At 69.5% G+C, this 12,660-nt stretch carries 14 protein-coding genes; 8 read left to right on the forward strand and 6 right to left on the reverse strand.

Translation table 11 applies throughout. The features are described 5' to 3' along the window. Positions 1 to 415: 415 nt before the first annotated feature. Positions 416 to 937 carry a DUF2244 domain-containing protein gene (locus WDW90_RS30950; protein WP_336491374.1) on the reverse strand — a complete coding sequence of 174 codons (522 nt, stop codon included), beginning with the start codon at positions 935 to 937 and terminating at the stop codon, positions 416 to 418. Positions 938 to 957: 20 nt separating this feature from the next. Here WDW90_RS30950 and nth point away from each other — a divergent pair, with 20 nt between their 5' ends. Both nth and purC read left to right on the forward strand, forming a co-directional pair. After that, positions 958 to 1,686 carry an endonuclease III gene (nth, locus tag WDW90_RS30955; RefSeq protein ID WP_336491375.1) on the forward strand — a complete coding sequence of 243 codons (729 nt, stop codon included), beginning with the start codon at positions 958 to 960 and terminating at the stop codon, positions 1,684 to 1,686. A gap of 274 nt (positions 1,687 to 1,960) precedes the next feature. Continuing rightward, on the forward strand, positions 1,961 to 2,755 hold the full coding sequence (gene purC, locus WDW90_RS30960) for a phosphoribosylaminoimidazolesuccinocarboxamide synthase (RefSeq protein ID WP_150961889.1): 795 nt from the start codon (positions 1,961 to 1,963) through the stop codon (positions 2,753 to 2,755). A 92-nt stretch (positions 2,756 to 2,847) separates the two neighbouring features. On the opposite strand, the gene WDW90_RS30965 is transcribed toward purC, so the two are convergent. The 3 genes from WDW90_RS30965 to WDW90_RS30975 form a co-directional block, all read right to left on the reverse strand. Continuing rightward, entirely contained in the window at positions 2,848 to 4,698 is a 1,851-nt protein-coding gene (locus WDW90_RS30965) for a glycosyltransferase (RefSeq protein WP_336491389.1), read from the reverse strand. Positions 4,699 to 4,897: 199 nt separating this feature from the next. Next, positions 4,898 to 5,548, reverse strand: a complete 651-nt coding sequence (locus WDW90_RS30970) for a hypothetical protein (protein WP_336491377.1) — start codon at positions 5,546 to 5,548, stop codon at positions 4,898 to 4,900. A 27-nt stretch (positions 5,549 to 5,575) separates the two neighbouring features. Then, entirely contained in the window at positions 5,576 to 6,106 is a 531-nt protein-coding gene (locus WDW90_RS30975; RefSeq protein ID WP_431311157.1) for an invasion associated locus B family protein, read from the reverse strand. Between the two features lie 190 nt (positions 6,107 to 6,296). Here WDW90_RS30975 and WDW90_RS30980 point away from each other — a divergent pair, with 190 nt between their 5' ends. Then, the gene (locus tag WDW90_RS30980; protein ID WP_336491379.1) at positions 6,297 to 6,665 is read left to right on the forward strand and encodes a hypothetical protein; all 369 of its coding nucleotides are present in this window, start codon (positions 6,297 to 6,299) and stop codon (positions 6,663 to 6,665) included. 22 nt (positions 6,666 to 6,687) lie between these two features. Here WDW90_RS30980 and WDW90_RS30985 read toward each other — a convergent pair whose 3' ends face one another. Then, a complete protein-coding gene (locus WDW90_RS30985) occupies positions 6,688 to 7,422 on the reverse strand; it encodes a M48 family metallopeptidase (protein WP_336491381.1) in 735 nt (244 codons plus the stop codon). A 78-nt stretch (positions 7,423 to 7,500) separates the two neighbouring features. Continuing rightward, a complete protein-coding gene (locus WDW90_RS30990) occupies positions 7,501 to 8,769 on the reverse strand; it encodes a polyhydroxyalkanoate depolymerase (RefSeq protein ID WP_336491382.1) in 1,269 nt (422 codons plus the stop codon). A gap of 150 nt (positions 8,770 to 8,919) precedes the next feature. Between WDW90_RS30990 and WDW90_RS30995 the strand changes: the two genes are divergently transcribed. The 5 genes from WDW90_RS30995 (at position 8,920) to purQ (ending at position 12,416) form a co-directional block, all read left to right on the forward strand. Beyond that, positions 8,920 to 10,305 (forward strand): ActS/PrrB/RegB family redox-sensitive histidine kinase, encoded by a 1,386-nt coding sequence (locus WDW90_RS30995; protein WP_336491383.1) that lies wholly within the window; start codon positions 8,920 to 8,922, stop codon positions 10,303 to 10,305. A 37-nt stretch (positions 10,306 to 10,342) separates the two neighbouring features. After that, entirely contained in the window at positions 10,343 to 10,945 is a 603-nt protein-coding gene (locus tag WDW90_RS31000) for an ActR/PrrA/RegA family redox response regulator transcription factor (protein WP_336491384.1), read from the forward strand. 189 nt (positions 10,946 to 11,134) lie between these two features. Beyond that, positions 11,135 to 11,371, forward strand: a complete 237-nt coding sequence (locus tag WDW90_RS31005) for a hypothetical protein (protein WP_336491385.1) — start codon at positions 11,135 to 11,137, stop codon at positions 11,369 to 11,371. Between the two features lie 125 nt (positions 11,372 to 11,496). Beyond that, positions 11,497 to 11,736 carry a phosphoribosylformylglycinamidine synthase subunit PurS gene (gene purS / locus WDW90_RS31010; protein ID WP_336491386.1) on the forward strand — a complete coding sequence of 80 codons (240 nt, stop codon included), beginning with the start codon at positions 11,497 to 11,499 and terminating at the stop codon, positions 11,734 to 11,736. Further along, positions 11,736 to 12,416 (forward strand): phosphoribosylformylglycinamidine synthase subunit PurQ, encoded by a 681-nt coding sequence (gene purQ / locus WDW90_RS31015; protein ID WP_336491388.1) that lies wholly within the window; start codon positions 11,736 to 11,738, stop codon positions 12,414 to 12,416. Before purS ends, purQ begins: the two co-directional genes overlap by 1 nt. Positions 12,417 to 12,660: the final 244 nt, after the last annotated feature.

Below are 12,660 nucleotides of genomic sequence, written 5' to 3' on the forward strand. Positions count from 1 at the left end.
ACGCCCCAGATCCCAGACAACCCTAAAGCCGCCCAAAACCCAAAGCCGCAAGGACAACAGCCGTCCACGCTTCTCTTCCTCAGATTCAGTTGTCAAAGAGCGGGCTGCCTCTCGGCAACCTAAGAGACAAAAAGGGCTAAGCTCGACCGTAGCCGAGCCGTTCAGCCCAGATTATCCAAGAGACGTTTCAGCGACCGTTCCGCTCCCGCGGCCGGCGCCGATGAGCAGCGGTATACGGACCGCCCCGCTCGGCGTCAACACCCAAAGTGACGTTCCTGCGAATTTTCGGCGAAGGTCGCGTGACAGGGCCTGGCGCCCCGCCGGGACGCACGGCGATCCGCCTTCTGCGGCCGACCTGCAGCCAGTGCGGATAGGCGTCGTCGCCGCAGCGGCCGCGGGTGGCGGCGGCGCGCCGTCAATACCCTTTCTTGACCTGCGCAAGGGCGGCGATGATCCCCCTCGCGACGCGCGCGCGCTCGTCCGGGCAGGCGTCGCGCGCCACGACGACCTGCTCGCGGCGGGAGATGAGCGTGACGCGCTGCAACCCGAACTCCTCGTCCTCGACGGTGGCGAGCTTCGTCCAGAGCGGGTTGAAGCGCCATTCGCGCCGCTCTCCCCGATAGCTGACGCGCGCCAGGAGAACCTCGATCTGCGAGATCATCACCTCCTCGAAGGAGCGGCCGCGCCGGAAGCTCACCTTGAGCGCGACGTAGAGCGCCAGCATGTCGAGGCCGAAGAAGCCAGCGACCGGCCAGAAGCCCATGCGCCAGCACCAGATCGACGCGACGAGCGAGACGAGACAGCAGCCCCCCATCACGGCGCGGAACCCCGTCCGCCCGAGCGACTGGTGCGGACGGATGGTCGCCGCGAAAACCGGCCGCTCGACCGTGTCCGGATCGAGCCCGTCGGGATGGGCAGTAAGGTTGCCGCTCGCCATGGCCTCACTATAAGGCACGGATGGCCGCCCGGAAATCGACCCCCGTCCAGAAAGCGCGCGTCGGGGGCCGCCTCGCCCGGCCGATCGCGGCAAGCGTGGACACGGCGCCCGAACCGGTCGATCCCGCCACCGTCACGGAGATCTTCGCGCGCCTGAGCGCGGCCAATCCCGAGCCGCGCGCCGAGCTCGAGTACCGGAACCCTTACACGCTGCTCGTCGCCGTGGTGCTCTCCGCCCAGGCAACGGACAGGAGCGTCAATCTCGCCACCGCGCCGCTCTTCGCGATCGCGGACAGCCCCGAGAAGATGCTGGCTCTCGGGGAAGAGAGCGTGCGGCACTACATCCGCACGATCGGCCTCTTCAACACCAAGGCCAGGAACGTGATCGCCCTGTCGCGCATCCTGGTCGAGGAGCACGGCGGCGCGGTCCCGCGGTCGCGCCGGCACCTCGAGGTGCTGCCCGGCGTCGGCACCAAGACCGCGAGCGTCGTGCTCAACGTCGCCTTCGGGGAGGAGACCATCGCGGTCGACACGCACATCTTCCGGGTCGCCAACCGCATCCCGCTCGTCGTGGCGCCAACCACCGACAAGGTCCAGACCGGGCTCGAAGCTATCGTGCCGGCCCCCTATCGGCTGAACGCGCATCACTGGCTCATCCTGTTCGGCCGCTACGTCTGCAAGGCGCGGCGGCCCGAATGTCCGCGCTGCCCGATCCGCGATCTCTGCCGCTATCCTTCGAAGACGACCTGACCCGCAGGGCCGCGCGTTGCTCCTGTCCGCGCCCCGTATCCGCCGGCAGGCCCACGGCCCCGCTGCACCGAGAGCGAGCTCCACCCGAGCCTGCGCCGAGGCCCTGCGGGATCGTCCGCGCGGCTAACGCGTTGTGCTGAAAGTCCGCTTCGGGTAGTTTGCGAGGCGGTCGCCGGGGGCCTTCGACAGCGATGCGCCCTCGCGGCCCGACCTTCTTCCAGGTCGCCACGCCGCGGATTCCGCACATCGTTTCGTCGCCCAGGAGTCACGGCCCATGGACTTCCTCAAACCACGGTACACGCCTATGAACCGCCGCCGTCGCATCTACGAGGGCAAGGCGAAGGTCCTCTACGAGGGACCCGAGCCCGGGACGCTGATCCAGCACTTCAAGGACGACGCGACCGCCTTCAACGCGAAGAAGCACGAGATCATCGACGGCAAGGGCGTGCTGAACAACCGGATCTCCGAATTCGTTTTCCAGCACCTCAACGATATCGGCGTGCCGACGCACTTCATCCGCCGGCTCAACATGCGCGAGCAGCTGATCCGCGAGGTCGAGATCATCCCGCTGGAGGTGGTGGTGCGCAACGTCGCCGCCGGCTCGCTCGCCACCCGCCTCGGCCTCGAGGAAGGGACGCAGCTGCCGCGCTCGATCATCGAGTTCTACTACAAGAACGATCAGCTCAATGATCCGATGGTGTCGGAGGAGCACATCACCGCCTTCGGCTGGGCGACGCCGCAGGAGATCGACGACATCATGGCGCTGGCGATCCGCGTCAACGACTTCCTGTCGGGCCTGTTTCTCGGCGTCGGCATCCGCCTCGTCGACTTCAAGATGGAGACCGGCCGCCTCTGGGAAGGCGACATGATGCGCATCGTCGTCGCCGACGAGATCTCTCCGGATTCCTGCCGGCTGTGGGACATCAAGTCCTCGGACAAGCTCGACAAGGATCGTTTCCGCAAGGATCTCGGCGGCCTGATCGAGGCCTATACCGAGGTCGCGAAGCGTCTCGGCATCATGTCCGAGAACGAGAAGGTGCAGACGGGCGGGCCTCGCCTCGTGCAGTGACGAACCCCGGGCCTTGAGCCCGGGCCGAACCGTTACGATGGGGGCCCCGCACCGGCGGCCCCCATTTTTTCGCGGGCAGGACCGGGCCGAACCTATTCGAGATCCTCGCCGAAGGTCGTGAGCGACAGGGCGGGATGATAGAAGGGATCGTGACGGATCGTGGCGCGCCAGCGCTCGACGAAACGGTCCGCCTCCGCCTCGAAGCGCCGGCGGGCCGCGCCGATCGCGGGGCCGCGGCTGACGGATTCGAGATGCGCCAGCACCGCGTGCGGCGTCCAGATCGTCCTGTAGCCGGCTGCCCCCAGGCGCAGGCAGAAATCCACGTCGTTGAAATCGACCGGAAAGGCCTGCGCGTCGAATCCGCCCACCGCCTCGTACTTCGCGCGCGAGACCGCGAGGCACGCGGCCGTCACGGCCGAGACCTCGTGCGCGACCCGCAGGCGCCCGAGATGTCCGGCCGTGTCGCCCGGCCGTCGCCTCAGGATGTGGCCGGCCCGGCCGCCGAGCCCGACCACGACCCCCGCATGCTGCAGCGTGCCGTCCCCGTAGAGAAGCTTGGCGCCGACCGCGCCCACCTCCGGCCGGCAGGCCTGCCGCACGAGTTCGTCGAGCCAGGCCGGGTTGAGCACGGCGACGTCGTTGTTCAGCAGGACCACGATCTCGCCGCTCGACACCGCCACGCCGCGATTGACCATGGACGAGAAGTTGAAGGGCGCGGGCTCGATCCGGATGCGCATGCGGGGATCGCGGCGCAAGTCCTCATAATGGGCAAGCACCGCGGGATCCGTCGTGCCGTTGTCGATGATCACGACCTCGATCGCCGGATAGGCTGTCTCGTGCAGCACGCCGCGGCAGACGCGGGCGATCAGATCGAGCCGGTCGCGCGACGGTATCACGACGCTGACGAGCGGAGCGGGCGCCGGCAGCGGCCAACGCAGGTCGGCCCGGCCCTCACGGCGAAGGACCTGCGCCGACGAGCCGGTCTCCGCGAGATGGAGGGACAGCGCGTCCGCATGAGCGGCCGCATCGTCCTGCACGGCCTCGCTCCGGCACAGGGCGCGCGGCACGTGGACGACCCGGTGCGCAGCCGCGCCCGCCGCAAGGCCGAGATCGCGGGCGAAGCTCTCCAGTGAACCGGCCGGCCGATCGGGCAGGCGCGCGATCAGGGCCTGGGAGAGCAGGATCGGTGTGCCGAGATAGCCGATGGCGAGCGCGAGGTCCGGGCTCCAGTCGGGCTTCAGGTGCGGGCGGCCGCCGATCTCGGCATCGCCGTAGGCCAGATCGGCCTCGGACAGCCGGGCGGCCAGGATCGCGAGCGCGTCGCGCGACAGCACGTCGCCGGGCCTGACGATGCAGACCGGCTCGCTTCCCGCGAGCAGCCCGCGGCGCGGCCGGTCCTGCGCCCAGGTTCGATGGGTCACCCGGGCGTCGGGCGCGAATGCGGCCTCCTCCGCCCCCCTCTCCCACCATACCTCGGCGCGCCACGGCGCGGCGGCCTGCTCGGCCAGGCTCTCGAGGGTCCTGCCAACCGCCCTCCCCTCCCCCGCGCGCGTGGGAATCACCACGCGGATCGCCGGTCGCGCGTGCGACTCGGCCCGGGTTGCCCCCTCGCCGCGCGCGGCGGCCCAGGCCTCGTACCGGGCGAGCGGCGTCACGGCGCAGGCGCCGCGCAGGATGTCTCGGAAGCGGCGTTCATCCCGCCGCACGAGCGCGTAGAGCGCCGGCAGCGCCTTCAGGGGCCGCTTGACGACGCATTCCCCGAAGAGGCTTGCATTGCTGCGTCGGGCGACGCGCTCCAGGACGAAGCCGGATCCCGGATCGATCGCGAGGCGGATCTCGGCGACGTCTCGCGGCACGAGGCCGAGCCAGTGCGTCCGCTCGGTGGTGATGCCGGGCAGAGCGAGATCCTGCACGATCCCGCCCTCGCGGACGAGGCGTAGCATCGGCCGGAGAGGAGGCGCGCCGGGATCGGCTCGATAGGTCAAGACAACCCAACCGCCGCCCCGGCCGGCCAGGACGAGGCGACGGCCGAAGACGGGATCGTCCGCAGACTCGATTCGGAAGCCGGTCTCCCGGCCGAGCCAGGGGCGCGCGAAGCTCGATCGGCTCAGGATCGCGTCCTCGACACCCGGCCCGCGCCGATCACTGCGCGGCCCCGGCGCTCTCGGGCGCCGCGGCGGGCGCACGCTTGCGCCGCGCGGCGCTCTTGGCCTTGCCGCCGCCGCCCCCGAGGCCGACCTCGATATCGTAATCGCGCGTCATCGCGGGCGGCACCACGAGATCCTCCTCGACCAGCGAGAAGAAGCCCTGCACCTCGCCCGGCGCCACGGTCACCGAGGTCCGGCGCGAGCGCGTCACGACGGGCTTGTCATCATGCTTGATGACGATCGTCACCGGCACGTCGAAGCGGCCCGGGCTGCCGGAGGGTCCGAGGAGCACCCGCCCCTCCACGCCGACCTTCACGGTGATCGAGCCGTCCTGGCGGCGTGCACATTCCCGGGCCAGGCGCCCGAGACTGAACTGCGTGCGGATGCTCGCCGCGTTGCCGGGCTGGCCGCCCGCGGCCTGAAGCGCGGCGCCGCCCTCGGCAACGTCCACGGGCGGGCAATAGGCCGGCTCGAGATCCGGCGGCTGCGACGGCGGCACGGTGGGGCCGCCATACTTGAAGATGTTCGAGAGGAAATTGCCGTCCTGCGCCTGGGCCCCGGTGGCGGCGAGAACGCCGAGGAGCGCCCAGCCCGCATATCCGAGACGCCGATGCTGCGCGTGATCCCGTCGGCTCATCTGTGCCATGCCGTTTCGCGTTCCCGATCACCGTTCCTACTTCAGGCTGTCGAAGCCGCCAGCGAAACCCTTCATCGACAGCGGGATGCCGACCCCCTCCTCCGGGGTCTGGAACACGATGAAGGTCGCCTGCGAGCCGCTCTTGAACTGGCGGACCAGACCGTCATCCATCACCACCTCGGCGACGCAGCCCGTCGTCAGGCAGCGCACGAAGCCGGCGCGGCCGATATCGGTCTGGTCGATCTTGAGGCCGAGGCCGGAGGGCAGGAGCACGCCGAGGGGCGCCACGACCCGCAGCAGGTAGCCGCGGTTGTCGGCGGTCTTCAGGACGATGACGACGAGCGTCAGGTTCGGGCGGTCTTCCGCCGCGAGATACTGCACCAGGGCGCATTGCTCCGCCTTGGCACCCGCGGGCGTCTCGCAGCGCAGCTGCCAATCGTCGAAGGTCTTGCGGACCATGCCCTGTGCGAGAGCCGGGGTCGCTGCGGGCCACGCGAGCGCCGCGGTCGCGAAGGCGAGCGCCGCACTCAGACGCCTTGCACGATCCAGCCCAGTTCGCAGACTCACGTGCCGTTCCCTTCAGGAGCACCCCGGCGCCGAGACGGGCGCAAGGGCCGAAAGCCCGGTGTTCCGACCATGCTGGGCCGTGCGCTGTCAAGCGAGCAACGCGGGCTCATTGTTGCCATAATGAGCTATCCGAGCGCACCGCGACGCTCTAGTTGTGGACCGGAGCAGCACCTCGCACCGGATCGTCCCCATGCGTCACCTCGCCCTGCCGGCCCTCATCGTCCTCGGCGGTCTCTCGCAGGCGGCGGCCGAGCCGCTGCCGATCGGCGAGACGACCTATATCGAGCGCTCGCTCAACGAGAGCGCAACCCTGACGATCGAGCATCCCCCCGTCGCGCGCAATCCATACGGGCGCCGCAACGGCAGCTCGGCCGAGATCGCCGGCTTCTGCCACGAGGGCGGCTACGTGCGCCGCCGCGACGCGAACGGCTACGCCACGATCGTCCGCCAGCGCGAGGTTTGCGACAGCGTGGCGCCGCGCACGCTCTATCCTGGCCAGGTCGACCCGCGTCCGACCTGGCCCGTGGAGGCCGTGCGCGCGCTGCGCACGAAGGGGTGACCGGGCGGCCGCGACGACCCGCTCAGCCGTAGCAATGGAGCGTGGCGCCGTTTCGCTTGAGCCAGGCCTCCGCCTCGTCGACATGGGGGCACAGCTCGCCGAGCAGGGTCCAGAACCGGTTCGAGTGGTTCATCTCGCGCAGGTGGGTCATCTCGTGCGCGACGAGGTAATCGAGCACGAGCGGCGGCGCGAGGATCAGCCGCCACGAGAAGTTCAGCTCGCCGCGCGCCGTGCATGAGCCCCAGCGGCTTCGCGTGTCCCGCACGGTGATGCGCCGGGGTCCCTGCCCCATCGTCTGCGCGTAGCGCGCGACCGCGGCCGACAGATCGCGCCGCACCTCCCGGTCAAGCAGGTCCCGCACCCGGCGCGCGACGTGGGCGGCCTCGCAGGAGACCGAGATCGCGGGCTCGCCCTCCACGAAATCGAGCATCGTCGCTCCGCTGCGCAGCCCCCGATGGACAATGCGATGCGGTACGCCGCGCAAGGGAACGGCGGCGCCGGCCGCGAACGGGACTCGCTCGGGGACGCGAGCGAGGCGGGCCGCGATCCAGCCGCCGTGGCTTTTGGCGAAGCGTTGCGCCGTGGCGATGGCGGTGCGCGCCGGCAGCGTCATGATCACCTCGCCGGTCGCCTGCGAGACCCGAAGGGTCAGGCGACGCGCGCTCGGCCGCCGCCGCACCGCGACGCGGAAGCTCTCGCCCTCATGGACGATGTCGAGGTGCTCGGGGTCGGGCCGGCGCAGGAGGGCGAGAGGCATAACGCCGAGCTTACCCTCTCGACGCGCGCCTCTCCAGCCGCGGTCGGCTCGGCAGGCCCGTTTTCAACCCGGCGTTCGTCAGACGACCCGCCTCAGGTGCGGAACGGCCGCGGCGGGCTGCGCGGCCATCTCGCGGATGAAGGCCCCGATCCGCGGCGCGATGATCGTGCGGAAGCGCGAGCCGTTGAAGACCCCGTAATGTCCGACGCGGTCCTGGAGATGGTAGGCCTTGCGCGCCTCCGCGAGGTTCGGCGTCAGCTCAAGGGCCGCGAGCGTCTGCCCGACGCCCGAGATGTCGTCGTTTTCCCCCTCGACGGCGAGGATCGCGCAGCGCCGGATGGCGCCGAGATCGACCGGCGCGCCGTGGTGGCGCATCTCTCCGCGCGGCAGCGCGTGATCGACGAAGACGGTCTTCACCGTCTGCAGGTAGAACTCGGCCGTGAGGTCCATCACGGCGAGATACTCGTCGTAGAAGTCCCGATGCTTCTCCGCCGAATCGCCGTCGCCCGTGACGAGATGATCGAACATCTCCGCATGGGCCGTGACGTGGCGATCGAGGTTCATCGCCATGAAGCCCGAGAGCTGGAGGAAGCCCGGATAGACCCTCCGCCAAGCGCCCGGGTAGAGCGGCGGCACGAACGTGATGCAGTTGCGCTCGAACCAGTTCTGGCCGCGCTCCTGCGCGAGGCAGTTCACGGCGGTCGGCGAGCGGCGCGTGTCGATCGGACCGCCCATCAGCGTCATCGAGACCGGGACCGACGGGCTGCTCTGCGCCTCCATCACCGCCACGGCCGCGACGACCGGCACCGCCGGCTGGCACACGGCCATCACGTGCAGGTCCGGCCCGAGGTCGCGGAACATGTCCTTGAGATAGTCGATATAGGTGTCGAGATCGAAGCGTCCGGCGGTCAGCGGCACCATGCGGGCATCGGCCCAGTCGGTGATGAAGACCTGGTGGTTCGGGATCATCGCCTCGACGGTGCCGCGCAGGAGCGTGGCGTAATGCCCCGACATCGGCGCGACGATCAGAAGCTTGGGCTGCTCGTTACGCACGACGCCGCGGTCAAAGGTCAGGACACGGCAGAACGGCCGCTCCCAGACCACACGTTCGGCCACGGGCACGGTCAGGCCGTCGACGACGGTCGCGGTGATCCCGAAATCCGGCTTGCCGTACCGGCGGGTGACGCGCTCGAACATCTCGCAGCCCGCGGCCATCGATCGGGCATACGGCGCGTAGGAGAGCGGGTTGGCGGGGTTGCTCAGGCTGTGCCGCACCATGTCGGCACCGACGCGCGCGGGCGTCATCATGGCGCGAGCCCCCTCGTACCAGAAGTAAGCCAAGTCCATGACAACCGCCTTCGCTGCACCCGAATACCCGGGAACTGTCCCGCGCGGGGCAACATCCAGATGATCATGCCTGTTCCCGTATGAATCGTCGCATAACGACTTCGCGGGGGCTATGGACCGTCCCGAATCCGACCCTATCGTCTGCTGGCCATGCCCGACACGAGTATGAACGGTTTCGTCCGTGATGCGCGCCACTTGAGGCTCGACACCTTCGTCCGGCTGCGCTGGCTGGCGATCACCGGGCAGAGCGCGGCCGTCGTCGGGGCCCAGTTCGGGCTCGGCCTCGCGCTGCCGTTCGGCTGGTGCTTCCTCGTCATCGCGGCCTCGTCGTGGCTCAATCTCGCGCTGCGCATCCGCTTCCCCGCGAGCTACCGGCTGAGCGATGATTCGGCGGCCCTTCTCCTCGCTTTCGACATCATCCAGCTCGCCGCCCTGCTCTTCCTCACGGGCGGGCTGCAGAACCCCTTCTCGCTGCTCTTCCTCGCCCCGGTTCTGATCTCGGCGACCGCGCTGCCGCCCGAGCGCACCCTCGCCCTCGGCCTCCTCGCCATCGGGCTCGCGACGATCCTGGCCCTCGTCCACAGGCCGCTGCCCTGGTTCGCGGACGGCCGGATCGAGCTGCCCTTCCTGTACATCTCGGGCGTCTGGACCGCGATCCTGCTCGGGACAGCCTTCACGGGCGTCTACGCGTGGCGGGTCGCCGAGGAGACGCGCCAGCTCGCGCAGGCTCTGGCCGCGACCGAGCTGGTGCTGGCCCGCGAGCAGCACCTGTCGCAGCTCGACGGACTGGCGGCGGCGGCCGCCCACGAGCTCGGCACGCCGCTCGGCACCATCATGGTCGTCAGCAAGGAGCTGATCCGCCAGCTCGGGCCGACGGCCTCGCCCGGGGTGGCGGAGGATCTGAACCTGCTGCGCGAGCAGGTCGATCGCTGCCGCGGCATCCTGTCGAAGCTCACCTCCCTCGACGGCGACGAGGGCGGCTTCCTGCAGACCGTCAGCTTCAGCCACCTCGTCGAGGAACTGGTCGCCCCGCAGCGCGCCCTCGGAACCGCCCTCGACGTCTCGAGCCGCGGCGACGGACCCGAGCCCGTCTGCCGCCGCAATCCCGGCGTGATGTTCGGTCTCGCGAACATCGTGGACAACGCGGTCGACTTCGCCGAATCGCGGGTCGTGGTCGAGGCCCGCTGGACACTGGACCGAGTCTCGCTGGAGATCCGCGACGACGGCCCCGGCTTCTCGAGCGAGGTCCTCCTGCGGGCCGGAGAGCCCTACGTGACGACCCGCAGCCCGGACCGCTCGATGCGGGGCGAGACGGTCGGCGCCGGCCTCGGCCTCGGCCTGTTCATCGCCAAGACGCTGATCGAGCGCTCGGGCGCGCAGCTCTCGCTCTCGAATGCCTCGGCCCCGGGAACAACTGGTGCCGTCGTGCGGATCTCCTGGGCGCGCCACATCTTCGAGAGAGGTGCGGCGCCGCAGACGTCGCCTGAATTGAATCTGCAAAGACCCCTGACGCAGCGCGACCCAACACCTATATAAACCTCTGAACAACCACGACGAAACTGGAGGAGCGTCGATGCTGACGCAGACCGGAACTTCGGCGCCGGGCGCCGAGGCCCTGACACTCACTGAGAACGATCCGCTGGCGGCCTTCACGGACCGCTCTCTGCTGATCGTCGACGACGACAAGCCCTTCTCGACCCGTCTCGCCCGCGCCATGGAGAGCCGTGGCTACCACGTGCAGGTCGCCGAGAGCGTCGCCGAGGGTGTCTCGGCCGTCGAGGCCCGGCCGCCGGCCTTCGCGGTCATCGACATGCGGCTCGGCGACGGCAACGGGCTCGACGTGATCGCGCGCCTGAAGGAGCGCCGGCCGGATGCGCGCGGCGTCATCCTGACCGGCTACGGCAACATCGCGACGGCGGTGACCGCCGTGAAGCTCGGTGCCTTCGACTATCTGGCGAAGCCCGCCGATGCGGACGAGATCCACGGGACGCTGATGGCGCAGCCGGGCGAGCGGGCGGATCCGCCCGAGAACCCGATGTCGGCGGACCGGGTGCGGTGGGAGCACATCCAGCGCGTCTACGAACTCTGCGGCCGCAACGTCTCGGAGACGGCTCGACGGTTGAACATGCATCGCCGTACGCTCCAGCGCATTCTCGCCAAGCGCGCGCCGCGCTGAGCCTCGCGCGCCGGCATCCGAGTGGTGCCGGCACCGCATCGCGGTGAGCGTTCGCGAGGACCTTGGCCGGCGCAAACCCGTCGCGCCGACCGCCCGTGGTTGCGCTCGACGGAGCAATCGGGCTACTGCGCGCTTGGCGGGAGCCGACGGCTCACCGCTCTGGCCTGATTTTGGACGGAACTCCGACCGGTGAACACGCGCAACCTCATCACGATCGTCAGCATGATGGTGCTGGTCGGGACCGAGGTCTTTGCCGTCGCGATCGCGGCGGGCTGGGCGCTCGCCGGCCTTCTCGACCTCGGCGATCGGGTCGGGCATGTCCTGATGGGCTTGTTCAGCCTCTTCGCGGCCTGGATCATGCTGCAGCTCTGGCGCCGCGCGACGAGCATCGAGCCGCTGCGCTCGCCGCCGACAGCACGGCGCTGAACCGACCCGGGCCGGAGCAGGGTCAGGCCGGGCGTGCCGCGCAGGGCCTCCATCGTTGCCAGCGCGTTCATTCCGCCCTATCGCCACTCCTCGACCCGCATACCAGCCCACACGAGTCCCAGGCCATGAAAGCGCGAATCATCGTCACCCTGAAGACCGGCGTGTTGGACCCTCAGGGCAAGGCGATCGAGTCGGCGTTGAAGTCCTTCGGCATCCAGGACGTCGGCGGCGTGCGTCAGGGCAAGGTCTTCGACGTCGAGATCGAGGCGACCGACAGGGCGGGGGCCGAGGCCACGCTGAAGAGCGCCTGCGAGAAGCTTCTCGCCAACACGGTGGTCGAGAACTACGCGATCGAGATCGCCTGATGCGCGCGGCCATCGTCGTTTTCCCCGGCTCGAACCGCGACGCCGACGTGGCGCGGGCGCTGCGGCTCGCGGGCGCCGAGGTCGTCAAGGTCTGGCATGCCGACACCGCGCTTCCCGAAGGCACCGATCTCGCGGTCCTGCCGGGGGGCTTCTCGTACGGCGACTATCTGCGCTGCGGAGCCATCGCCGGGCGGGCGGCCGCGATGGACGCGGTGCGGGCGCACGCGGCGCGGGGCGGCCTTGTCCTCGGCATCTGCAACGGCTTCCAGATCCTGTGCGAATCCGGGTTGCTGCCGGGCGTCCTGATGCGCAACGTGAACCGGCGCTTCATATGCCATCGCCAGCGGCTGCGCGTGGAGCGCAACGATACCCGCTTCACCTCGGCCTACGCGCAGGGCCAGGTCATCGACGTCTGCGTCGCTCACGGCGAGGGCAACTACTTCGCCGATGCCGACACGCTCGCGCGCGTCGAGGGCGAGGGCCGCGTCGCGTTCCGGTACTGCGACGAGAACGGCAACCTCACGGTCGACGCGAACCGCAACGGCTCGCTCAACTCCATCGCCGGGATCTACTCGGAGAACCGCAACGTCCTGGGGCTGATGCCGCATCCCGAGAACTTCGTGGAGGGCCTCGTCGGCGGCGTCGACGGGCGCGGCCTGTTCGAGAGCCTCGCGGCCTGAGGCGGACGCGGCTTAACTTCGCGTTAACGTTTCCGCTTCATGAAGGGGGCATCCGGTTGTCTGGATGTCGAGTGGAACCTCCGTCCACTCTGTTTGATGCCTCCCTGTAGACTCTTCCAAGGCCGCCCTCCGGGCGGCTTTTTTTCTAGGACGGCAAAGTCGGCTGTCTGTTAGCATCTGGAGCTGGGGGCGCCTGATGGAAGGGGTGCCATGTCTCGCATCCAAGTCCGGATCCCCGATCGCG

Source organism: Methylobacterium nigriterrae (assembly GCF_037106235.1).
GTDB classification, from domain to species: Bacteria; Pseudomonadota; Alphaproteobacteria; order Rhizobiales; family Beijerinckiaceae; genus Methylobacterium; species Methylobacterium nigriterrae.

What these genes read in the sequence shown, in the direction of transcription:
- WDW90_RS30985 (WP_336491381.1), bottom strand. Translation starts at nt 7,422, where the DNA reads ATGCCTCTCGCCCTCCTGCGCCGGCCCGACCCCGAGCACCTCGACATC.
- WDW90_RS30980 (WP_336491379.1), top strand. Translation starts at nt 6,297, where the DNA reads ATGCGTCACCTCGCCCTGCCGGCCCTCATCGTCCTCGGCGGTCTCTCG.
- WDW90_RS30950 (WP_336491374.1), bottom strand. Translation starts at nt 937, where the DNA reads ATGGCGAGCGGCAACCTTACTGCCCATCCCGACGGGCTCGATCCGGAC.
- purC (WP_150961889.1), top strand. Translation starts at nt 1,961, where the DNA reads ATGGACTTCCTCAAACCACGGTACACGCCTATGAACCGCCGCCGTCGC.
- nth (WP_336491375.1), top strand. Translation starts at nt 958, where the DNA reads ATGGCCGCCCGGAAATCGACCCCCGTCCAGAAAGCGCGCGTCGGGGGC.
- WDW90_RS30995 (WP_336491383.1), top strand. Translation starts at nt 8,920, where the DNA reads ATGCCCGACACGAGTATGAACGGTTTCGTCCGTGATGCGCGCCACTTG.
- purQ (WP_336491388.1), top strand. Translation starts at nt 11,736, where the DNA reads ATGCGCGCGGCCATCGTCGTTTTCCCCGGCTCGAACCGCGACGCCGAC.
- WDW90_RS30965 (WP_336491389.1), bottom strand. Translation starts at nt 4,698, where the DNA reads ATGCTACGCCTCGTCCGCGAGGGCGGGATCGTGCAGGATCTCGCTCTG.
- WDW90_RS30990 (WP_336491382.1), bottom strand. Translation starts at nt 8,769, where the DNA reads ATGGACTTGGCTTACTTCTGGTACGAGGGGGCTCGCGCCATGATGACG.
- WDW90_RS31000 (WP_336491384.1), top strand. Translation starts at nt 10,343, where the DNA reads ATGCTGACGCAGACCGGAACTTCGGCGCCGGGCGCCGAGGCCCTGACA.
- WDW90_RS30970 (WP_336491377.1), bottom strand. Translation starts at nt 5,548, where the DNA reads ATGGCACAGATGAGCCGACGGGATCACGCGCAGCATCGGCGTCTCGGA.
- purS (WP_336491386.1), top strand. Translation starts at nt 11,497, where the DNA reads ATGAAAGCGCGAATCATCGTCACCCTGAAGACCGGCGTGTTGGACCCT.